Annotated in this window: 18 protein-coding genes; 10 read left to right on the plus strand and 8 right to left on the minus strand. The window is 63.3% G+C overall.

Features of this window, described 5'->3' with window-relative positions:
* The first annotated feature begins 92 nt into the window (after positions 1 to 92).
* Positions 93 to 1,007, plus strand: a complete 915-nt coding sequence (locus tag ABE456_RS10545) for a LysR family transcriptional regulator (protein WP_346643844.1) — start codon at positions 93 to 95, stop codon at positions 1,005 to 1,007.
* Positions 1,008 to 1,050: 43 nt separating this feature from the next.
* Here ABE456_RS10545 and ABE456_RS10550 read toward each other — a convergent pair whose 3' ends face one another.
* A complete protein-coding gene (locus tag ABE456_RS10550; RefSeq protein WP_346643845.1) occupies positions 1,051 to 1,950 on the minus strand; it encodes a LysR family transcriptional regulator in 900 nt (299 codons plus the stop codon).
* Positions 1,951 to 2,097: 147 nt separating this feature from the next.
* Here ABE456_RS10550 and ABE456_RS10555 point away from each other — a divergent pair, with 147 nt between their 5' ends.
* The 5 genes from ABE456_RS10555 to ABE456_RS10575 all read left to right on the plus strand — a co-directional run bounded on the left by ABE456_RS10555 (position 2,098) and on the right by ABE456_RS10575 (position 7,703).
* Entirely contained in the window at positions 2,098 to 3,177 is a 1,080-nt protein-coding gene (locus ABE456_RS10555; RefSeq protein WP_346643846.1) for a 4-oxalomesaconate tautomerase, read from the plus strand.
* 74 nt (positions 3,178 to 3,251) lie between these two features.
* Entirely contained in the window at positions 3,252 to 4,568 is a 1,317-nt protein-coding gene (locus ABE456_RS10560; protein WP_346643847.1) for a dicarboxylate/amino acid:cation symporter, read from the plus strand.
* A gap of 123 nt (positions 4,569 to 4,691) precedes the next feature.
* A complete protein-coding gene (locus ABE456_RS10565; protein WP_346643848.1) occupies positions 4,692 to 5,996 on the plus strand; it encodes a citrate:proton symporter in 1,305 nt (434 codons plus the stop codon).
* Positions 5,997 to 6,062: 66 nt separating this feature from the next.
* Positions 6,063 to 7,316 (plus strand): OprD family porin, encoded by a 1,254-nt coding sequence (locus ABE456_RS10570; RefSeq protein ID WP_346643849.1) that lies wholly within the window; start codon positions 6,063 to 6,065, stop codon positions 7,314 to 7,316.
* Between the two features lie 90 nt (positions 7,317 to 7,406).
* Positions 7,407 to 7,703 carry a DUF3144 domain-containing protein gene (locus ABE456_RS10575; protein ID WP_346643850.1) on the plus strand — a complete coding sequence of 99 codons (297 nt, stop codon included), beginning with the start codon at positions 7,407 to 7,409 and terminating at the stop codon, positions 7,701 to 7,703.
* A gap of 62 nt (positions 7,704 to 7,765) precedes the next feature.
* Here the strand turns inward: ABE456_RS10575 and soxR are convergent, their stop codons facing one another.
* Positions 7,766 to 8,221 (minus strand): redox-sensitive transcriptional activator SoxR, encoded by a 456-nt coding sequence (soxR, locus tag ABE456_RS10580; protein WP_346643851.1) that lies wholly within the window; start codon positions 8,219 to 8,221, stop codon positions 7,766 to 7,768.
* An 85-nt stretch (positions 8,222 to 8,306) separates the two neighbouring features.
* On the opposite strand from soxR, the gene ABE456_RS10585 reads away from it, so the two are divergent.
* On the plus strand, positions 8,307 to 9,404 hold the full coding sequence (locus tag ABE456_RS10585) for an efflux RND transporter periplasmic adaptor subunit (RefSeq protein WP_346643852.1): 1,098 nt from the start codon (positions 8,307 to 8,309) through the stop codon (positions 9,402 to 9,404).
* Positions 9,401 to 12,481, plus strand: coding sequence for a MexW/MexI family multidrug efflux RND transporter permease subunit (locus ABE456_RS10590; protein ID WP_346643853.1), 3,081 nt, complete (start codon positions 9,401 to 9,403; stop codon positions 12,479 to 12,481). Before ABE456_RS10585 ends, ABE456_RS10590 begins: the two co-directional genes overlap by 4 nt.
* A 291-nt stretch (positions 12,482 to 12,772) precedes the next feature.
* On the opposite strand, the gene ABE456_RS10595 is transcribed toward ABE456_RS10590, so the two are convergent.
* Complete coding sequence (locus ABE456_RS10595) at positions 12,773 to 13,510, minus strand: GntR family transcriptional regulator (protein WP_346643854.1); 738 nt, start codon at positions 13,508 to 13,510, stop codon at positions 12,773 to 12,775.
* Positions 13,511 to 13,794: 284 nt separating this feature from the next.
* Between ABE456_RS10595 and ABE456_RS10600 the strand changes: the two genes are divergently transcribed.
* Positions 13,795 to 14,718 (plus strand): LysR substrate-binding domain-containing protein, encoded by a 924-nt coding sequence (locus tag ABE456_RS10600; protein WP_346643855.1) that lies wholly within the window; start codon positions 13,795 to 13,797, stop codon positions 14,716 to 14,718.
* 178 nt (positions 14,719 to 14,896) lie between these two features.
* Here the strand turns inward: ABE456_RS10600 and ABE456_RS10605 are convergent, their stop codons facing one another.
* The 4 genes from ABE456_RS10605 to lysA all read right to left on the minus strand — a co-directional run bounded on the left by ABE456_RS10605 (position 14,897) and on the right by lysA (position 20,387).
* Positions 14,897 to 17,368: a TonB-dependent siderophore receptor gene (locus tag ABE456_RS10605; RefSeq protein ID WP_346643856.1), complete on the minus strand. Its 2,472-nt coding sequence runs from the start codon at positions 17,366 to 17,368 to the stop codon at positions 14,897 to 14,899.
* Positions 17,369 to 17,479: 111 nt separating this feature from the next.
* The gene (locus ABE456_RS10610; protein WP_346643857.1) at positions 17,480 to 18,415 is read right to left on the minus strand and encodes a FecR domain-containing protein; all 936 of its coding nucleotides are present in this window, start codon (positions 18,413 to 18,415) and stop codon (positions 17,480 to 17,482) included.
* A gap of 5 nt (positions 18,416 to 18,420) precedes the next feature.
* Positions 18,421 to 18,921 carry a sigma-70 family RNA polymerase sigma factor gene (locus tag ABE456_RS10615; RefSeq protein ID WP_346643858.1) on the minus strand — a complete coding sequence of 167 codons (501 nt, stop codon included), beginning with the start codon at positions 18,919 to 18,921 and terminating at the stop codon, positions 18,421 to 18,423.
* A gap of 233 nt (positions 18,922 to 19,154) precedes the next feature.
* Positions 19,155 to 20,387, minus strand: a complete 1,233-nt coding sequence (gene lysA / locus ABE456_RS10620) for a diaminopimelate decarboxylase (protein ID WP_346643859.1) — start codon at positions 20,385 to 20,387, stop codon at positions 19,155 to 19,157.
* A 128-nt stretch (positions 20,388 to 20,515) separates the two neighbouring features.
* On the opposite strand from lysA, the gene ABE456_RS10625 reads away from it, so the two are divergent.
* Positions 20,516 to 21,421, plus strand: a complete 906-nt coding sequence (locus ABE456_RS10625; RefSeq protein ID WP_346643860.1) for a LysR family transcriptional regulator — start codon at positions 20,516 to 20,518, stop codon at positions 21,419 to 21,421.
* Positions 21,422 to 21,576: 155 nt separating this feature from the next.
* Here ABE456_RS10625 and ABE456_RS10630 read toward each other — a convergent pair whose 3' ends face one another.
* Entirely contained in the window at positions 21,577 to 21,930 is a 354-nt protein-coding gene (locus ABE456_RS10630; protein ID WP_346643861.1) for a hypothetical protein, read from the minus strand.
* Positions 21,931 to 21,980: the final 50 nt, after the last annotated feature.

The raw sequence follows: 21,980 nt of genomic DNA on the forward strand, positions 1-21,980 counted from the left end.
CTTGCCTTGGTGAGCACTGCATGGGAGAAATATTTCATAACGTAAAAAAAGGATAAAATAATAAGTCCTGATGCATCACAAAGGAAAAACCTATGAAGTTCACACTGCGGCAACTTCGCTATGCGCTCGCAGCGGCCAAGCACGGAAACCTGACGACTGCCGCCATGGAGCTTCATGTTTCGCAACCCTCCATCTCGGCGGCCATCACCGAACTGGAGGAGGTGCTGGGTCAGTCGATCTTCATACGCCAACGGGGCCTTGGCATATCGCTGACCCCATTCGGGCGTACCGTGATGGTCCAGGCTCGGCGTGTGCTGGCAGAGGCGCAGACCTTTGCCGAGATCCATGCCAATGCCGGCGAGTGCGTCGGCGAATTGGTGGTCGGCTGTTTTGAAGACCTGGCGCCCTATTGCCTGCCACAAATCGTGCGACGGATGCAGGAGGCCTGCCCAAGGGTCACGGTCGACATGCGCGATGGCAGCTTCGACTATGTTGGCAAGCGGCTCAGTGAAGGGGCGATAGAGTTGGCGATCACCTACGATCTGGGTTTGCCGCCGAACACGCAATGCACTCCGCTGTGCCAGCTGACCGCTCAGGTACTGCTGGCGGCCGATCACCCGTTGGCCAAGGAGCCGCGTGTCAGCCTCAAGGCGCTAGCCGAATACACCCTGGTCGTCACCGATCAGGCCCAAAGTTGGCAGCACGTGCTGGACCTGTTCAGCTTTTACGATCTTTCACCCGCCGTTGTGCACCGTGTGCGCACTTTCGAGTTGCAGCGTAGCCTCGTCGCCAATGGGTTTGGCGTGGCGCTGATTTATACCCGGCCATTTGGTGACCGTAGTTATGATGGTCAAGCGCTGGTCTGTCGCCCGACCGAGGAGAAATTGCCAACGCATAGCATTGTATTGGCACATGACCAGCGCTATCCGCTGACGCCTTCGGCTGAGGCGTTCAAGGAGCTGGCGGTGGCATGGTTCGCGGAACGACCGTCGTTTGCATCCGAATGAATAACGGCTGGGGCGAATGTCACATGACATCGCCGAATTCAAATCAGCTCTGTCGGTTGGGCCACTTCTGCAACAGGATCGAAACGAACTTCTCCGCCGCTGGCGATAGCGACGCACCGCGCCGATAGACCAACCCCAGCGTGCGAGTCACTTGCGGCTCGATCAGCGGCACGCTGACCAGCGTGGGGTGGTCGGCGTTGGGCATGGCCAGGCTGGGCATGGCCGACACCCCCAGCCCGGCCTCGACCATGCCCAGCGAAGTGGACAGGTGCTGCACCTCGTAGAACCATTTGGGCCGCAGGTTGAGCCCGGACAACGCATGGTCGAGCAGCATGCGGTTGCCGCTCAGGCGGCCCACGCCGATCAGGCGGTAATCAGCCAGCTCTGTCCAGGTGACCGCTTCGCGGTTGGCCAACGGGTGGTCGCGCCGGCAGGCCAGCACAAAGTGCTCCTGCACCAGCGAGACAAACTCGATGTCCGGGTGCTGGCCGCTCATCATGTTGATGCCGAAGTCGGCCTCGCCGCGCAGCACCGCTTCAAGCCCGTCGTTGGCGCTAAGGTCCAGCAGGCGTATACGGATTTTCGGGTATTGCTCGTTATAGTCACGGATCACCGACGGCAGGAAGTAGAACGCTGCGGTCGGGATGCAGGCGAGGGTGACCTGGCCGGTCTGGCGTTCGGCCAGTTCGCGGATGCTGAGAATCGAGTCTTCAAAATCATCCAGCAGGCGCCTGGCCTTGGGCAGAAAGTCGCGGCCCACGCTGGTCAGGCTGACCCGCCGCGTGGTGCGCTCCAGCAATGACGTACCCAGGCCTTCCTCTAGCTTCTTGATCCGCCGGCTCAGCGCAGGCTGAGACAGGTGCAGCGCTTCGGCGGCTTCATGGAAGCTGCCGAGTTCGGCGATTTTCACGAAAGATCGGATGTCTTGCAGCTCATATTCCATAACTGGCCCTGCGGCTAACGCTGTGGATGATTGATGTTTAAATAGCAATAATGGCTACGATATTTGCATTGGATTGATTTATCCATCCCTGTCACTCTTTTGTTCACAGCATCAATGATGTCCATTGATCAACAAGAGTGCGAAATCATGCAACGAATTCCTTGCGTACTGATGCGCGGTGGCACCTCCAAAGGGCCGTTCTTCCACGCCTGGGACTTGCCTGCCAATGTGGTCGAACGCGACGAATTGCTGATCAACCTGATGGGCTCCGGCCATGAGCTGGAAATTGATGGCATCGGTGGCGGCAGCCCGCAAACCAGTAAGGTGGCAATCGTCAGCCCTTCGCTGCATGCCGATGCCGACGTCGATTACCTGTTTGTGCAGGTGATGGTTGCCCAGCGTCGCGTCGATACCGCCCCCAATTGCGGCAACATGCTGTGCGCCGTGGGCCCATTCGCCATCGAACAAGGCCTGGTCAAAGGCCAGGATGGCAAGACCTTGGTACGCATTCGCAACCTGAACACCGGTACATTCGTCAATTCGCTGGTGGAAACCCCCGGCGGCCTCGTGCGCTATGAAGGCCGTACGGCGATCGATGGCGTACCGGGCACTGCCGCCCCGGTTCACCTGACGTTCCTCGATGCGGTCGGTAGCAAGACCGGCAAGCTGTTCCCCACCGGCCAGGCCACCGATGTGATTGATGGTGTGCCAGTAACCTGCATCGACATGGCCATGCCGATGATGATCGTGGACGCCAGCCAGTTGGGGCTGACCGGTTCGGAAACCCCGACGCAGCTGGATGCCGACAGCCGCCTGCTGCAGCGCCTTGAAGCACTGCGCCTGAAAGCCGGCAAGGCCATGGGCCTTGGCGATGTCAGCGGCATGGTCATCCCCAAGCCGGTACTGGTGTCGGCACCGCGTTACGACGGCACGCTGCAGGTTCGCTACTTCATGCCGCACAACTGCCACCGCGCTTTGGCCATCACCGGCGCGGTGGGGCTGGCTACCGCTTGCGTCAGCCCAGGCACGGTGATCGGCGAGCTGTTGGGTGAAACTGCCCGACAGCTTGCTGAGGTGCGCCTGGAGCACCCGAGCGGTGGTATCGATATCGCCCTCACGCGCAGTGGTGCCGAGGGCCGGACGATCCAGGCTTCGGTGGTACGCACCGCTCGCCGGTTGTTCTCGGGCTTTGTCTACGCCCCGACCTTGCGCAGGCTGGCAGGGTAGGGAAGGCGGCCACCCCGGCCGCTTCATGCACGCAACAAGCGCATCCGCACAATTTCAACAATGGGTGATGCCAGATGAGACTCGCCAAATCGCTGTACTTCCAGATCCTCTGCGCCGTCCTGCTGGGCGTGGTGGTCGGCCATTTCTGGGCGCAACAGGCCGTGGCGCTCAAGCCGCTGGGCGATGCGTTCATCAAACTGATCAAGATGATGATCGCCCCAGTGGTGTTCTGCACCATCGTCACCGGTATTGCCGGCATGACCGACAAGCGCTCGCTGGGGCGCTTGATGAGCAAGACCCTGCTGCTTTTCCTGGGCCTGACGGTGGTCAGCCTGGTGATCGGCCTGGTGGCGGTGTACGTGTTCAAGCCAGGAGTGGGCATGAACATCGACCCTGCCACCCTCAGCACCGAAGGCCTCAGCCAGTACACCGCCTCGGCAGCCAAGCTGGGTGTGGTGGACTTCTTCATGCACATCATTCCCGACACCTTCATTGGCGCGTTCAACAAGGGTGAAGTGCTGCCGGTGCTGTTCATCGCCGTGCTCAGCGGTTTTGCCCTGTCGTCCATGGGCGACAAGGGCAAACCGGTGCTGGCGGTGCTGGAGTGCGCCTCGACCATTGTGTTCCGCATCTTTGGCTACCTGATGCGCTTCGCGCCGGTCGGTGCCTTTGGTGCGCTGGCGTTTACCGTGGGGCAGTATGGCATCACCTCGCTCGGCGCCCTGGCCAAGCTGGTGGGCACGCTGTACATCGCCTGCGCGTTCTTCGTGCTGGTAGTGCTGGGCGGCATCTGCCGTGCCCACGGCTTCAGCCTGTGGAAACTGCTGCGCTACTTCCGCGAGGAGTTCCTGGTGGTGCTGGGTACCTCGTCTACCGAGCCAGTGCTGCCGCGCATGCTGGAAAAGCTCGAGAAGCTGGGCTGCAACAAAGGTGTGGTTGGGCTGGTGCTGCCAACCGGTTACTCGTTCAACCTCGACGGCACGGCCATCTACCTGTCCCTGGCCGCCATCTTCATCGCCCAGGCCTGCAACATCGACATCACCCTGGGGCAGACGCTGACCATGCTGGCGATCATGCTGCTGTCGTCCAAGGGCGCCGCAGGGGTGACCGGCAGCGGTTTCGTGGCCCTGGCCTCGACCTTGACCGTGATCCACGACATCCCGCTGGCCGGCCTGGCGCTGCTGATTGGCATCGACCGCTTCATGTCCGAGGCCCGGGCGCTGACCAGCCTTGCCAGCAATGCGGTGGCCACCGTGGTGGTTTCGCTCTCCGAGAATGCCTGTGAGCGGGATACCCTGCTGCGTACCCTGAATGGCGAACAACCGGTGCAGCCCGCTGCAACTGCACCTGATCAAACTGCCTGGCCTGCAGAGCCACGCCGCCAAGTCTGAACGTTCTTCGTTACAGCCAAGCCTGACTTAAAATGCCACTCAGCATCACAGCGATGCCGAGTGGGGTAGGGGGCTGCCTGCCCGGCGGGCGGCCACGCACAATAAAAACAAGAGAGAAAGACCATGCTCGCACTCCTGGGCCTGATCATGGTGGTGACGTTCACCTACCTGATCATGAGCAAGCGCCTGTCACCCATCGTTGCGTTGACCGTTGTCCCCGTAGCCTTCGCCGTCATTGGCGGCTTTGCACCCGAGTTGGGGAAGATGATGCTCGATGGCCTGAAGATGGTCGCGCCATCGGCGGCCTTGCTGCTGTTCGCCATCCTGTTCTTCGGGCTGATGATCGACGCTGGCCTGTTCGACCCGCTGATCCGCATGATCCTCAAACGGGTCAATGGCAACCCGGTCAAGATCGCCATCGGCACCGCGCTGTTGTCGCTGCTGGTGGCACTGGACGGTGACGGCACCACCACCTACATGATCACCTGTGCCGCCATGCTGCCGCTGTACAAGCGCATCGGCATGAACCCGATGATCCTGGCCACAGTGTCCATGCTGTCGCTGAGCATCATGAGCGGCCTCAGCCCCTGGGGCGGCCCGGCAACCCGTGCCATTGCAGCGCTGGGGCTGGATGCCAGCGAATACTTCATTCCCATGCTCCCAACCATGGTCGGTGGCGCGGCCTGGGTGGTGTTTACCGCCTACCTGTTGGGCCGCACCGAGCGTCGGCGCATCGGCAACACTGCGCTGCAGGCCGGCGGCGGCAGCTGCTACATCAAGGAAATTCTTGGCGACAACCCGCACAAGCGCCCGCTGCTGGCCTATGTGAACCTGGTGCTGGTGATTGCCGTGATGACTGCGCTGGTGCTGGGGCTGATGCACGCCGCCATCCTGTTCATGATCGGTTTTGTCGCGGCACTGATGATCAACTATCCGCAGTTGGAACTACAGAAGGAGCGCATCCTTGCCCATTCGGGCAACGCGATGACGGTGGTGCTGCTGGTGTTCGCTGCGGGCATCTTCGCTGGCATCTTCTCCGGCACCAAGATGGTCGATGCCTTGGCGCAGACCCTGGTTGACTGGATTCCCGAGGCATGGAGCCACTGGTTCCCGCTGGTGGTGGCGCTGACCAGCATGCCGCTGACGTTCGTGCTGTCCAACGACGCTTACTACTTCGGTGTGGTGCCGATCCTGGCCAACGCCGCTGCGGCGTATGGCATTGACCCGGTGGAGATTGCCCGCGCCTCGGTGCTCGGCCAGCCGGTGCACTTGATGAGCCCGTTGGTGGCCTCGACCTTGCTGCTGGTGGGCATGGTCGACCGCGATATCGGCGACTTCCAGAAGGCCACGGTGAAATGGGCCGTACTCACTTCGCTGGTGATCACCGCGCTGGCGTTGCTCACGGGCGCCTTGTCGTTCTTCGTCTGAACGCTATCGGGCGCTGCCAGGCGCCCACCGCCTGATCAATCTGAAAACAACAATAGAGTACCGATCATGTCCCGAGCTGTTTTCCGTGGGGTCACCTGTGGCCTGCTCTGCGGCTGGCTGCCTGTTGCCGGCGCCGCCGGATTCGTCGATGACAGCAAGCTCAAGTTGCAGCTGCGCAATGTCTATTTCAACGAGAATTTCCGTGACGAGCAGGGGATGAGCGCCCGTGCTGCCGCCAGCGCCAAAAGCGAGCGGGTGGAGTGGGCCCAGGGTTTTCTGCTCGACTACCAGTCGGGTTTTACCCAAGGCGCGATGGGCGTGGGGCTGGATGCCCTTGGCCTGCTGGGTGTTCGGCTCGATTCCGGCCGTGGGCGCAGTGGCACGGGGCTTTTGCCGGTGCACGACGACGGCCGCGCAGCGGACGAGTTCGCCAGCGCCGGGCTAACGGCCAAGGCCCGCGTGGGGCAAACCGTGCTCAAGCACGGCACCTTGCTGCCGAAGACGCCGGTACTGGTCTACAACGATGCGCGGCTGTTGCCGCAGACGTACCAGGGCACGCAGCTGACCAGCACGGATATCGACGGGCTGGCCCTGACGGCTGGGCACCTGGAGCGCTTCAAGCAGCGTGATTCATCCGACAGCACCGGCCTCTTTGTGGATGGCTATGGGGGCGGCAAGTCGGGTGACTTCAGCTTCGCCGGTGCCGATTATGCAGTGAGCAAACAACTTCGCCTGAGCTACTTCCATGGCCAGCTCGAACACTTCTACCGCCAGGATTTCGCCGGGCTGCTACACGACCTGCCGCTGGCCGGTGGGGTGCTGACCACGGACCTGCGCTACTTCAAGAGCCGCGACAGTGGGGCAGCCTACGGTGGCCCCCTCGACAACCACATGTTCAGCGGGCAGGTGGCCTATGCGCGTTCCGGCCACACCATTGGCGCCGGCTACCAGGTGCTTGATGGCGAAGCGGGGCTGCCGTACATCAGCGGTGCGACGGTGTATTCGTTCAGCAACGTCGGCATCGGCAAGTTCGTCGAGCAGGAGGAGAAAACCTGGATGGCCAGCTACGGCTACAACTTTGCGGCTGCCGGTGTGCCCGGGTTGACCTTCATGGCGCGCTACCTGAGTGGCGACAATGGCCGCGCCGGCGCCGAGGGGATCAAGGAGTGGGAGCGTGACGCCGAGGTTGCCTACGTGGTGCAGGCCGGGCCGCTGAAAGGTCTGGGGGTGAAACTGCGCAATTATGTCTACCGCTCGGACTTCGCCCGTGGGCGGGACAGCAACCGGCTTTACCTGACCTACGACATCGCCATCTGGTGACGGCCTGGTCAATCGCCGGTTTCAAGACGTGCGCTTTACCTGTAAAACGGCGCTGTGCTTACTTCGAATGCAGCAACAAGGTAAATCGCAATGACACAAGCTACCGATCAGGCTTTCTACGACCGCGCCGATGCGCATATCGAACTGGCGAACCAGCAGATCGAAAAGATCGAAGACCTGGGCAAGGTCAGTGCCTCACTGACGTTCGGCGCCTCGCGTTTCAACGCCTGGATGAGTGCCCGCAGCTTCAAGACCAGCGCGGAACTGGCTGCCGCCCGGGAGGAGCTGTTGAAGTATTTCTGCGACCAGTACCGGATGATGCTCGAGGACAACCTGGACGAGCATATCGAGCATTTTGACCAGTATGTGCTGGGCAAGAACGCCTGACACCGCGCTTGCTCAGTACGCGCTCCTACAGGAGGCCGCGCATGCCTTGAGGTGTGCGAAGGCTATCGGGCCTTGCTCTCCAGTATCCGCGCCCCAGCCCCTTCCTGCCCCAGCACATCCCCGGGGTTGCGCAGCGGGCAGTCCTCCAGCGACAGGCAGCCGCAGCCAATGCAGTTGTCGAGGCTGTCGCGCAACGCCTCCAGGGTGCGTATGCGGGCGTTGAGGTCTTCGCGCCAGGCAGTCGACATCTCGCCCCATTGCGCCGCCGTGAGCTTGCTGTTGGGCGCATAGCGGCTAAAGGCTTGCTTGATTTCCTCCAGGGCAATACCCGTGCGCTGTGCCACCTTGATGATCGCCAGTGTACGCAGCACCAGCGCCGGATAGCGGCGCTGGTTGCCCGCTGTACGCACACTGGCGATCAGCCCCTTGGTCTCGTAGAAGTGCAGTGCAGACACTGCCACGCCGCTGCGTCTGGCCACTTCACCGACGGTTAGCATCCGCGCGTTGTTCGCTGCCATGGCTGTTGACCTCAAGTTAAGTTGAGCTCTTATAGTCCTGCCCGATCTTCCCCGCAACCGCTTTCCCTGATGATCGGAGCACTGCATGAACAAAAGGACGTTACTGGCCTGGGCTGGCGCTGTTACAGGGGTACTGGCTGCTGCCTATGCATTGGTCGGCAGCGGGTCGGCGCCACCGGCTGCTGCGGCGTGGCCGGCGACCAAGGTGGCGCTGGCCACGGCCGAGCAAGTGCAGCTGGCACGGCAGAACTTTGCCTCGGGCGAGCTGGAGGCGTTCAACCAGGTGCAGGTGGCGGCAGAGACGGCGGGGCGCATTACCCGCATCGCATTCGAATCGGGGCAGGTGGTGAGTGCCGGGCAGTTGCTGGTGCAGCTCAACGACGCCCCGGAGCAGGCCCAGCGGGTGCAGTTGCGGGCCAAGCTGCGCAATGCCGAAGTGGTGCTGCAGCGTTCTCGTAAATTGCGCGCGATGAATGCCGTTTCCCAGGAGCTGCTCGACAATGCCGCCACCGCCGTGGACGTGGCCAGCGGTGAGCTGCAGCATGTCGAGGCGCTGATCGCGCAGAAAGCGATACGCGCACCGTTTGCCGGCAAGCTGGGTATCCGTCGGGTGCATCTGGGCCAGTACCTGAGCGCCGGTGAGACCATCGCCAGCTTGGCCGACATCAGCCAGCTGCACGTCAATTTTTCCCTCAGCGAACAGGCCGCCCCCGAAGTGCATGTCGGGCAACTGCTGGCGCTGACGGTGGACGCGGTGCGCGGGCAAGACTTCCAGGCCCGGGTGGTTGCGGTAGACCCGGTGGTCAGCAAGGCGCGCCTGGTGCAGGTGCAGGCGGCCTTGCCGAACCGCGACGGGCAGTTGCAGCCGGGCATGTACGCCGGCGTGCGCCTGGACGCGGCGCAACCGTCGAGCGTGCTGGCCGTGCCGGAAACCGCGATCACCTACACCGCCTACGGGCAGACGGTGTTCGTCGCTACCCGGGGCCCGCAGCAGGGCACCCGGGTCAGTCGGGTGCGGGTGACCACCGGCGAGCGCTGGCAGGGGCGGGTGGAGATCACCTCCGGCCTGGCGCCCGGTGATCAGGTGGTGGTTTCCGGCCAGCTGAAGCTGAGTGACGGCATGCCGGTCGAACCGGTGGTGCAGGACAGCCTGCAGGCCGGCCAGGGAGGGCGGCAATCGTGAAGTTCACCGACCTATTCGTCCGCCGCCCGGTATTGGCGCTGGTGGTCAGCAGCCTGATCATCCTGCTGGGGCTGTTTGCCATGGGCAAGTTGCCGATCCGCCAGTACCCGCTGCTGGAAACCTCGACCATCACCATCAGCACCGAATACCCCGGCGCTTCCGCCGAGTTGATGCAAGGCTTCGTGACCCAGCCGATTACCCAGGCGGTGTCGTCGGTCGAGGGCATCGACTACTTGTCCTCGTCATCGCAGCAGGGGCGCAGCTTGATCACCTTGCGCATGGTACTCAACCGCGATTCGACGCAGGCGCTGGCAGAGACCATGGCCAAGGTCAACCAGGTGCGCTATCGCCTGCCGGAACAGGCCTACGACCCGGTGGTGGAGCTGTCGGCAGGTGACTCCACCGCCGTGGCCTACGTGGGCTTTGCCAGCGAAACCTTGTCGATACCCGAGCTGAGCGATTACTTGTCGCGGGTGGTGGAGCCGCTGTTCTCCGGCATCGATGGCGTGGCCAAGGTGCAGTCGTTCGGCGGGCAGCGCCTGGCAATGCGCTTGTGGCTGGACAGCGAGCAGATGGCCGGGCGCGGGGTGACTGCCGCTGACGTGGCGCAGGCGGTGCGCGCCAACAACTACCAGGCTACACCGGGGCAGGTGCGCGGGCAGTACGTGCTGGCCGATATCCAGGTGGACACCGACCTGACCCGGGTCGAGGACTTTCGCGAGCTGATCATCCGCAACGATGGCACCGACCTGGTGCGCCTGCGCGATGTCGGCACCGTCGAGCTGAGTGCGGCGGCCACCCAGACCAGCGCCACCATGGACGGCAAGCCGGCCGTGCACCTGGGGTTGTTCCCCACCCCGACCGGCAACCCGCTGGTGATCGTCGAGGGCATTCGCCAGCTGCTGCCGCAGATCCAGCAGACCCTGCCGCCTGGGGTGAAGGTGGCGCTGGCCTACGAGACCGCCCGCTTCATCGACGCCTCGATCGATGAGGTGCTGCGTACCCTGGTGGAAGCCATGCTGATCGTGGTGCTGGTGATCTGGCTGTGCCTGGGTTCGCTGCGCAGCGTGGTGATCGCGGTGGTAGCCATCCCGCTGTCGATGCTCGGTGCGGCGGGCCTGATGCTGCTGTTCGGCTTCAGCCTCAACCTGCTGACCTTGCTGGCGATGGTGCTGGCCATCGGTCTGGTGGTGGACGATGCCATCGTGGTGGTGGAGAACGTGCATCGCCATATCGAAGAGGGCAAGTCGCCAGTTGCCGCGGCACTGGCCGGGGCACGGGAAATCGCCGGGCCGGTGATCGCCATGACCCTGACCCTGGCTGCGGTGTATGCACCGATCGGGCTGATGGGTGGGCTGACCGGTACGCTGTTCCGCGAGTTCGCCCTGACCCTGGCGGGGGCGGTGATCGTCTCCGGCATCGTCGCGCTTACCCTGTCGCCGGTGATGAGTTCGCTGCTGTTGCAACCCGGCCAGCAGCACGGCGCCATGGCCAACCTGGCCGATCGCCTGTTCGGGATGCTGACGGAGGCCTACAGGCGGGTGTTGGCCTACACCCTCGCGCACCGCTGGATCAGTGGCGGTGTGGCGCTTTTGGTGTGCCTGAGCCTGCCCTGGCTGTACCTGCTGCCACAGCGCGAACTGGCCCCGCCCGAGGACCAGGCGGCGGTGCTCACGGCGATCAAGTCGCCGCAGCATGCCAGCCTGGATTATGCGGAGCGCTTCGCCCTGAAGCTGGATCAGGTGATGAAGTCGATCGCGGAAACCACCGACACCTGGATCATCAACGGCACTGACGGCCCGGCCGCCAGTTTCGGTGGCATCAATCTCAGTGCCTGGCAGGCCCGCGAGCGTTCCGCCGCGCAGGTGCAGGCGCAGTTGCAGCAGGCCGTGGCGGACATCGAAGGCAGCAGCATCTTCGCCTTCCAGGTGGCCTCGCTGCCGGGCTCCAGCGGTGGCCTGCCGGTGCAGATGGTGTTGCGCAGCGCCCAGGACTACCCCGAGCTGTACCAGACCATGGAGGCAATCAAGCAGCGCGCCCGTGACAGCGGCCTGTTCAGCGTGGTGGACAGCGACCTCGACTACAACAACCCGGTGGTCAAGGTGCGTATCGACCGGGCCAAGGCCGCCAGCCTGGGCATCAGCATGCAGGCCATTGGCGAGTCGCTGGGCGTGTTGGTGGGCGAACAGTACCTCAACCGCTTCGCCCTGTTCGGGCGCTCCTACGACGTGATCCCGCAGAGCATCCAGGACCAGCGCCTGACGCCGGCGGCGCTGAACCGCCAGTACGTGCGCGCCGAAAACGGCAGCCTGGTGCCGCTGGCCTTGGTGGTGCAGCTGGACCTCGAAGTGGCGCCCAACCGCCTGTTGCAGTTCGACCAGCAGAACGCCAGTACCCTGCAGGCGATCCCGGCACCCGGTGTGTCGATGGGCAATGCCGTGGCATTTCTCGAACAGCTCGCCGCCGAACTGCCACCGGGCTACAGCCATGACTGGCAATCGGAATCGCGCCAGTACGTGCAGGAGGGCTTTGCCCTGATGTGGGCGTTTCTTGCCGCCCTGGTGGTGATATACCTGGTGCTGGCGGCGCAGTATGAAAGCCTGGTCGACCCGCTGATCATCCTGGTGACCGTGCCGCTGTCGATCTGCGGTGCGCTGCTGCCGCTGGCGCTGGGTTGGGCCACGTTGAACATCTACACGCAGATCGGCCTGGTGACGCTGATCGGCCTGATCAGCAAGCACGGCATCTTGATGGTGGAGTTTGCCAACGAAATCCAGGTGCGCGACAACCTCGACCGTGCCGCGGCCATCGTCCGCGCCGCGCAGATACGCCTGCGGCCGGTGCTGATGACCACGGCAGCGATGACCTTCGGCGTGCTGCCGCTGCTGTTCGCCAGCGGTGCCGGGGCCAACAGCCGCTTTGGCCTGGGCGTGGTGATTGTGTGCGGGATGCTGGTGGGCACCTTGTTCACGTTGTTCGTGCTGCCGACCATCTATGCCTGGCTGGCGCGGGACCACCGGCTGACCACGGTGCGCGGGCAGCAGTTGGCGGAGGCTGAGCGGGTGCTGGGTATGTGAGAGAAACATCAATCAGCCGAACTGCGCGGACCCTTGTAGGAGCGGCCTTGTGTCGCGAAAGGGCTGCGAAGCAGCCCCAGGCTTTCAGCGCAGATGCACAAATTGTCGGAGCTGCTTTGCAGCCCTATCGCGACACAAGGCCGCTCCCACAAAGATCGGCGCAGGTCAGAAGGAAAATTGGGGAAGAGTGGCTGCGATTTGCCCGTCGGGGAGGTGGGGTGAGGGCTCCCAGGCACTGAGTATGGGACGGTGAACTCCCAAAGGTGCGGTGCCAGCACCGCAATGGTGTGATCAACCCGGCGAACGATCCCGCCGCATCTGGGTAACCAGGGTAAAGCGGTCATCCGGGTGTACCGTCTCGGAAACCGCCATCAAATCACCATTCTCCTCACGGTAATGGCGGATTATCTTCAACCCCGGTGAACCCGCCTCGGCCTTCAGCGCCCGGGCCATCTCCGCCGTCAGCAATACCGCCCGCACCTGCTGGTCGACCACCGCGATCGCCCGACCATAGTGTTGCTCGATCAACCCGGCAATCAGCTGGTCGGGGTGTTCGCGGGCCCGTTCGATGACTTCGGCGTAGTCGCGCTGCGCATACACATCGGTCCAGCACAGCGGCGTTGCATGGTGCGCACGATCAACACGAATGCTCGACACGCAGAAGTAATGCTCCCCCGGCACCAGCCCCAACCGCGCCGCCTCGCTCAGGTCGGCGACGAAGTGGCGCACGTCCTGGATTTCCCGCTGCTGGGTTTCGGCCAGGTGCGCAAGGTCGGCCACGCTGGCCAGCGACTGCGAATAGCCGCCGCGCGGGCTGCTGGCCTCGACCCGGGTACCGACGCGCTTGCGCCGCGACACCAGCCCCTGGTTGAGCAGCTGGTCGATCGCTGCGCGCACCGTATGCCGGCTTACACCGTAAAGGTCGCACAGCTCGAACTCGGTCGGCAGCAGGCTGCCCACCGGGTAGCGGCCGCTGGCGATACCTTCCATCAAATCCTTTGCCACGGTGGTATAGCGCGTCGGGTTCATACCTTTGGTCTGTCTCGCAAATTTCATCGGTGACAGAGTAACAGCCGTGGGGGCAGGAGTTATGGGGGCTTTACACATATCCTGTGGGAGCGAGCGTACCCGCGAAGAATTCAACGCGTTGGCTGGCACCGGCTGCGCCGGTGTTCGCGGGCATGCCTGCTCCCACAAAGACCGCTTCTACAGGCGGGGGCCGTGCTTGCCGGGTTGCAGGCTTTGACTCGACCAGGATTCTTGTCGATGCTGGAATTGAATCCGCACAACAAGAACCCGGGCCGGGAGCGTCAATGAACCGAAACGAACTGCGCAAAGCCGATATCAACCTGATGGTGGTGTTCGAAGCCCTGATGCAGGAGCGCAACCTCACACGTGCTGCAGAAAAACTGTTCGTCGCCCAACCCACGGTCAGTGCCGCACTGGCCAGGTTGCGGGCAATGTTCAACGACCCGCTGCTGGTCCGTGTGGGCAACCGCATGGAGCCCTCGGCCCGGGCCGAAGAAGTCATCAAGTACCTCACCCCGGCGCTGGATGCGATGTCTGTCGCCCTCAGCCTGACCCATGATTTTGACCCGCTGACCAGCAAGATGACCTTCCGTATCGGTTTGTCCGATGACGTCGAGTCGGGGTTGTTGCCACCCCTGCTGAGGGCGCTGCGGGTGGAGGCGCCAAATGTGGTAGTGGTGGTGCAGCATGTTGATTACTGGCGCATCCCCGACCTGCTGGCGGCGGGCGATGTAACGGTCGGCATCAGCCAGACCAAGGGGTTGCCGGCCAACGCCAAGCGCAAGGTGCTGCGCACCATGCAGGGCAGGGTGGTGCGCGCCGACAAGTCGGCCACGCCGCTGACGCTGGATGAGTTTTGCGAGCGCCCGCACGTACAGGTGTCGCCAACCGCCAACACCCAGGGGGTGGTTGATGACTGGCTGAAAGAGATCGGCCGCGAGCGCAAGGTGGTGTTGTCGGTGCCGCAGTTCAGCTCGCTGCCGGCGATACTGGCTGGTACCGACCTGCTGGCGTGCTGCCCGGACTACGCCGCCCAGGGCATGGAGCGCTGGGGCAACCTGCAGGCCGAACAACTGCCGTTCGAAACCACGGCACTGGAGCTGGCCATGGTCTGGTTGAGCACCACCGACAGCGACCCTGCCGAACGCTGGCTGCGTAGCCGCCTGGAACACTACATGGGCGGTGTGCGTGAAGCTGGCATGGGCTGATCGCAGCGTACGCTTGCAGAATCAGGCAAGGTTCGCATGGGATCGCGCCACTTCGCGCAGTTCACAGGGACCTCTGTGGGCGAGCCCGCGAACACCGGCGCAGCCGGTGCCATACACCGCGTTGAATTCTTCGCGGGCGCGCCCGCTCCCACAGAGGCTGCGCCACGTTCGGGTGGTGTCAGAACGCACCTTGCAGCGTCACCATGAAATTGCGCGGTTCGCCATAGAAGTTGCCCCATGCCGGCGCACCGATGGTGGAGTAATACTTCTTGTCGAACAGGTTGTTGCCGTTGACGGCGACGGTCCAGTTCTGGTCGAGGCGATACTGCACGCGGCCGTTCCACACGGTGTAGCCCGCCTGCTCGACGCGGGTGCCGCGGGTGGTGCGGAAGTTCTCGCTCTGGCTGTTCAGGCCGGCACCTACGGTCCAGCGGTCAAGCGCGCCGTCCAGCTGGTAGTCACCCCACACCTTGAGCATATGCCGCGGGATGAAGCTGGAGGTGAAGTTCAGCTCGGTCGGGTCGGTGTCGTTGATGGTTTTCAGGTACTTGGTCTGGGTGTAGGTGTAGCCCGCCAGCAGTTGCAGGCGCTCGATCGGCGAGCCGCTGATCTCGGCCTCGAAACCCTGGGCACGGACCTTGCCGCTGTCGGTGTAGCAGAAGCCGTCGCCCGACTGAGTGCAGGTGTCGACATAGTCGGTTTCCGCGCGGTGATTTTCGATGGTGCGGAACAGGTTGAACGAGGTGTTCAGCGCGCCTTGCAGCAGCTCGCCCTTGATGCCTACTTCATAGTTGGCGCCGGTCTTGGGCTGCAGCGACTGGCCCTCGGCATTCACCAGGTTGCTTTGCGGCTGGAAGATGTCGGCGTAGCTGGTGTAGGCGGTCCACTGCTCGTTCAGGTCATACAGCACGGCGGCGAATGGTGTGACCTGGCCGTTTTCCTGGGCACGGTTGTGCACGAACTCCGAGTCGCTCTTGTTGCGGTACCAACTGACCCGTGCACCTAGCACCAGTGTCAGCGGTTCTGCCAGCTTCAGGCGCAGGTTGGCGTAAGTGCCCTGCTGGGTAGTGGTGGAGTCGGTTGGAATGCTGCCGCCGCGCAGTGGGCTGGCCAGGTAGTCGGCCTTGGACGGATGCGGGAAGTCCGAAGATGGATTGAACGGATTCTGACTGCCGTCCAGGCGCATCAGCGCGAAGTAGTCATGGGTCTTCTGCCGGCTGGCGTTGGCGCCGATGATCAGCTCGTGCTGCAGGCCGAACGCCTCGAACTTGCCATCGACGTAGCTATCGAAGCCGTAGTCGTCCTGATCGTAGTCGAAGCGGCCTGCATAACGGCCCATGCTGGCGCTGCTGGCACCCACCGGTACCGAACCTTCGGCATAGCCGTATTCGATGTTCTGGTTGTTGTGGGTGTAGACCGAGGCGAAGTTCAGCGTCCAGTCATCGTTGAAGCGGTGCTTGAGGTCGGCAAAACCGGTGATGCGCTGGCTTTGCAAGTCGTTCCAGCTGGCGCCCAGGCAAGTGGAGCGCGACAGCTTTAGGTCGCTGCCATCGGCGTAGCGTGGCAAACCGTGGTAACACGGCGTGGCATCGACGTCCTCATAGGCCAGACCGAAGCCCAGGGTGGTGTCGGCGGATACATCCCAGTCAATGGCGCCGTACAGCACCTGGTCCTGGCGCTTGGCCGTGTCGTAGAAGTACTGGCGGTCCTGAAGTGCTGCCACGGCGCGGCCTCGTACGGTCCCCGAATCGTTGAGCGGGCCGCCTACATCAACCTGGCCACGGTAATTGTCCCAGCTGCCGGCAGACAGGGTGACAGTGGTCGCGGCCTTGTCCTGGCCGCGCTTGCGCACAAAGTTGACACCACCAGCTGAGGAGCCGGAGCCCTTCATCATGCCCGCCGCCCCCTTGAGAATCTCGACGCGGTCATAGAACGCCATATCGCTGGAAAAGCTGTTGGCCTGCACGTAGTTGCCGCCCACATCCAGCGGTACGCCATCGTACTGGTACTGGCCGTCAAGGTTGAACCCGCGGGAATAGAAATACTTGCCACCCATGGGCGAGTCGTACACGGTAATGCCCGGGGTTTTGTCCAGCACCTGCTCCAAGGTGTTGAGGTTCTGGTCGTCAAGCATCTTGCGGGTCATCACGGTAACCGACTGCGGGGTTTCCTTCAGCGTGTGCACGCCCTTGCCGATGGTGACCGCGCGGGCTGTGTACGACTGGGTGCCCTCGCTTGTAGCATCCAGCCGGTTGGCGTCGATGTTCAGTGGCCCCAGTTCCATTGCTGAGCCGTTATCGGCAGGCACCAGCACATAGCCGCCGTTGCCTTGGCGTTGCGCCTGCAAGCCACTGTTGCCCAGCAAGCGCATGAGCCCTTCCTCGACGCTATAGCTGCCGTCCAGGCCGGTGCTGGTGAGGTTGCGCGTCTGCGCGGTGTCGAACGAAATGGTCACGCCCGCCTGCACGCCAAACTGGGTGATGGCATTGCCCAATGGTCCAGCGGCGACATGGAAGGCAGTCTGGCTCTGGGCCATGGCCTGGGCGGGCATTAGCAGCAACGCCGGCGCGCTGGCCAGGGACATGCCGAACAACACCAGGCGTACGGCCTGGCCTAGCTTGTTTGCAGGGGTAAGGTGCAGGTGGGGCATTACGTGATCCTTCCGAGTCATGGCAGAAAGTCGCTGTCGTCGCGGCTTGTGTCAGGGACGGACGAGAATCGAAATCAGCAAGATTTCGCTGAAAGTTTTTTCGCCTGATGTTCAGGCAGGCTCCACGCTCACCCAGTAACGGCTGAGGTAACGCACCCTCACGGGCAGCGTTTTCGGCAGGTTGGCCAAGGCGATATCGGTATCGTCGATGCGGAATGCGCCGGAAATACTCATGGCCTGGATCGATGCAGCACAGCGCAGCACGCCTGGCCGATAGCGCCCCAGCTCTTTGATGAAATCGCCCAGGCACCAATCGTTCACGCTCAACATGCCCTGCAGCCAAGCAGTCGAATCGGCGGGCAGCGCATGGGGGCTGGCGAAGTCATCCCGGCCAAAACTCACCTGCTGCCCGGCTTGCAGTTGCAGCATCCGGTCAAGGTGGCGTTGCGGGCGAACCTCGACGCTGGCCTGCAGCGCGCCCACGCGAGTCTGCTGCGCCAGCTTACGGACACTGAATTCGCTACTGCGGGCAAGCATGCTGCCGTCCTCGGTATGCACAATGAACGGGCGTTGCTGCATGTCGCTGACCGGCCTGACCAGGATTTCACCCTGGAACAGTTCGATAGCCCGTACCTTGGCGTCATAGCGCACGTCCAGCGCGGTACCCACGTTCAGCTCCAGCTGCGAGCCGTCGTCGAGCTGCACGGTGCGCCGTTCGCCGGTGCCGGTGCGCAGTTGGGCCAGCAGTGCACGATAGGGCGCCTGTTCGGCCGCCAGCCAGCTGCCACCACCCATGGCGACCAGCAGGCCCAGTACTTTCAGTACGTCACGCCGCTGCGCCTGGGCTGCGCCAAGGCTGGACAGCGCTGCTTGTGGCGGCACCGTGGCCCATTGCTGCTGCAGTTTTTCCACGCGCGCCCAGGCTGCAGCGTGTTGCGGGCTGGCTTGCAGCCACTGCCGCCAGGCCTGGGTACGGGCTTCGCTGCTGGCGCCGTCGTTGAGCTGCACATACCAGGTGGCAGCGGCTTCCAGTATCTTGAGGTCCATGGCGCTCAGCCTTCGACCGCCAGCAGGCAGCGGGTCATGGCCTTGATCAGGTGGTTCTTCACCGTAGTGACCGACACACCGAAGCGCTCGGCCACCGCCCCGTAGGTCAGGCCTTCCAATTGCACGGCAAGGAAGATGGCGCGGGTCTTGGCGCCGAGTTCGTCAAGCAGGCTGTCTACTGTTACCAGCATTTCGATGATCGACAAGCGCACCTCGGGCGAGACCTCCACCGGCTCCGGGCGCAGGGCCAGGGCCTGCAGGTAAGCCTGCTCGATGGTGCGGCGACGGACTTTGTCGATCAGCAGCGAGCGGGCGATGGCGCTGAGGTAGCTGCGCGGTTCGCGGATCGGCAACGGGTTGCGCGCGGTCATGACCCGCAGGAAGGTATCGTGCGCCAGGTCTGAAGCATCGGCGGCATTGCCCAGCCGGGCGCGTAGCCAGCCCTTCAGCCAGCTGTTGTTTTCGCTGTACAGCTGGTGCAGGGCCTGGGGATCGAGCGTCGACATGGCGTCAAGACCGCAATATTAATGGGAATTGATCGCATTGTCGCGAGAGGGAGGGCCGAATGCAAGGATGGCGCGTGGGTACACACCCTGTGGGAGCGGCCTTGCGTCGCGATAGGGCCGCAACGCGGCCCCGGGTTTCGGCAGCACGGCAACATTTGTGGGGCTGCTATGCAGCCCAATCGCGACGCAAGGCCGCTCCCACAATGGTTGCGCGCAGGCTTGGTGAACGGTGTTTAGAACCCCGCCTCCAGGCTCAGCAGGTCCTGCACCGTCTGCCGCCGGCGGATCATCCGCAGCGCCCCGTTTTCGATCAGGAACTCCGGCAGCAGCGGCCGGCTGTTGTAGTTCGACGACATCGACGCGCCATAGGCCCCGGCATCGTGAATCACCAGCAGGTCGCCCACCTGTGCCTGAGGCAGGTCTTGCGGGGTTAGTTCCTGGTCATCCTGGGTGAACACGTCACCCGATTCGCACAGCGGCCCGGCCACCACGGTTGGCTGACGCGGGCGGTCGACCGGCTGGCCGTTGGCATTGAGCAAGGTCATGCCGTGGTAGGCGCCGTACATCGCCGGGCGCATCAGGTCGTTAAAGCCGGCGTCGATCATGACGAATGTATTGCGCCCTACCTGTTTCACGGCGCGCACCTCGGCCACAAGGTAACCCGACTCGGCCACCAGGAAGCGCCCGGGTTCGATTTCCATGCGCACCGGGTGGCCGAGCATCGCTTCGATTTCCTTGCGAGCCACCGCCCAGGTCTGGGCATAGCGCTGCAAATCGACCGGTTTGTCGGTGCTGCGGTAGGGGGTGGAAAGCCCGCCGCCGATGGAGAAGGCCTCGATGTCCACGCCCAGGCGGCCGATCAGCTCGATCATCGACCGGGCTACCTGCTCCAGATGCTGGTAATCCACCCCGGAGCCAATGTGCATGTGCACGCCCACCAGGTGCAGGCCATGGGCCTTGATGCATGCCAGCGCCTCGTCCAGCTCTTCATGCCAGATGCCGTGCTTGCTGTTCTCACCGCCGGTGTTGGTCTTGCGGCTGTGGCCGTGGCCGAAGCCGGGGTTGATGCGGATCCATACACGGTGGCCGGGGGAGCGTTCACCCAGCTGGCGCAGCATGTCGATGGAGCCGGCGTTGACTTCGATTTTCTCTGCCACCACCCGCTCCAGGGTAGGCCGATCCAGCGCGTCGCAGGTCAGCACCACGCCAGCGGGGTCGCCGTCAACGCTCGCACCTGCTGCAAAGGCCCGCTCCATTTCGCCCAGCGATACCGCGTCCAGCACCAGGCCATGGCCGCGCATCAGGCGCAGCACGTGCAGGTTGGGGTTGGCTTTCTGGGCGAAGCGCACGGTGTCGAATACCTTCAGTTGCTTGACACGCTCGGCGATGGTGCTGGCGTCGTAGGCCCACAGCGGCGAGCCGTGCTGGCGGACCGCCTCGGCCAGGAGGGTGAAGGTTGCAGTCATGGTGGCACTACTCAAGTCATATAAAGAAGGCCACGAGGATGAGCCAAACTATGGATTCAGAAAAATAGCTATTTTTCTGTCAGCCATTCATATCTGATATGGCTATTGTCATCCCGCAGGGCATTGTCGTGAAACTCTCCGTCCGCCATATCGAAGTATTTCGCGCCATCATGGCCGCCGGCAGCGTCACCGGTGCGGCACGCCTGCTGTTCACCTCGCAGCCCACCGTCAGCCGCGAGCTGGCGCGGCTGGAGCAAGTGACCGGGCTGAACCTGTTCGAGCGCGAGGGCGGGCGCCTGGTGGCGACGGCCCAGGCGTTGCTGTTGATCGAAGAGGTCGAACGCGCCTACGTCGGCCTGGAGCGGATCGACCGCTTTGCCCAGGCCATTCGCAATTTCGAGCAGGGCCGGTTGGCGATCACCTGCCTGCCGCTGTTTTCCCAGACGTTGCTGCCCAAGGCCTGCCAGCGCTTTCACCAGCAGCACCGGGGCGTGAGCGTGAGCATCCTGGCGCAGGAGTCGCCGTTGCTGGAGGAGTCACTGGTTGCCCAGCAGCATGACCTGGGCCTGACCGAGGTCGAGCAGATACCGCGCGGCGCTTATGGCGAACTGCTGTTCAGCGCCAACATGGTGTGTGTGCTGCCCGAGCTTCACCCCTTGCAGGCCAAGGCCGAGCTGGAGTTGAGCGATTTCCACGAGGTCGACTTCATCAACCTGGCCAGCCTGGACACCTACCGGCAGCGCCTGGACCAGCACTTCCGCGCAGCGGGGGTGAACCGTCGTACGGTCATCGAGACCACCAGTGCCGCCTCGGTGTGCGCCATGGTGCGGCAGGGTTTGGGGGTGGCGATCATCAACCCGCTGAGCGGCTTGGAGGCAGCGCAGGGCGGGTTGCCGATCCGCCGCTTGCGGGTGTCGGTGCCGTACCAGGTGATGCTGATACGCCCGGACCACCGGCCGGCTTCGGCGGCGGTGGAGCCGTTTTGTGAGGCGTTGCGGCAACAGGCTAAAGCAATGCAACAAGCGCTGGCATGATCATTGTGGGAGCGGCCTTGTGTCGCGAAAGGGGCGCGTAGCGGCCCCAGGGTTTCAGCTTCGCAGCCAAAAATGCTGGGGCCGCTGTGCGGCCCTTTCGCGACACAAGGCCGCTCCCACAGGGACCGCGCTCTCGCTTCCTGGCGTGTGAAGGCCTAAAGCTCGCAGACAAAGGTGCCGGTACCGTCGAGGATGTTCTCCAGGGTCTCCTTCACCTCATCCATGTCACTCAAATCGCTGGTCAGGTTGATCTCCAGCACCTCATCGCCCTTCAGCGCATCGCGGTCGCCAGCGGCCACTTCGATCAGCAGGCGCTTGGCACTCAAGGTCACTTTCAGCCCATCCAGCGTCGAAGGCTCGTCATCCAGGGTCAGGTCGACGGTGTCTTCGTCCGGGTAGCGGGTAAGCAAGAACATCTGGCCCTTGTCGCTGTGGCAGCACAGGGTCGCCATGTTGTCTTCCTCATCATCGCAAGGGGTGGCGAACAGCAGGGCAGTGTTGATTTGCATGGACAAGGCTCGGATCAAAGGAAACGGAAGGGAATTCTGACAGTCTTGCG

The organism is Pseudomonas sp. TWI929 (assembly GCF_039673335.1).
Classification (GTDB): domain Bacteria; phylum Pseudomonadota; class Gammaproteobacteria; order Pseudomonadales; family Pseudomonadaceae; genus Aquipseudomonas.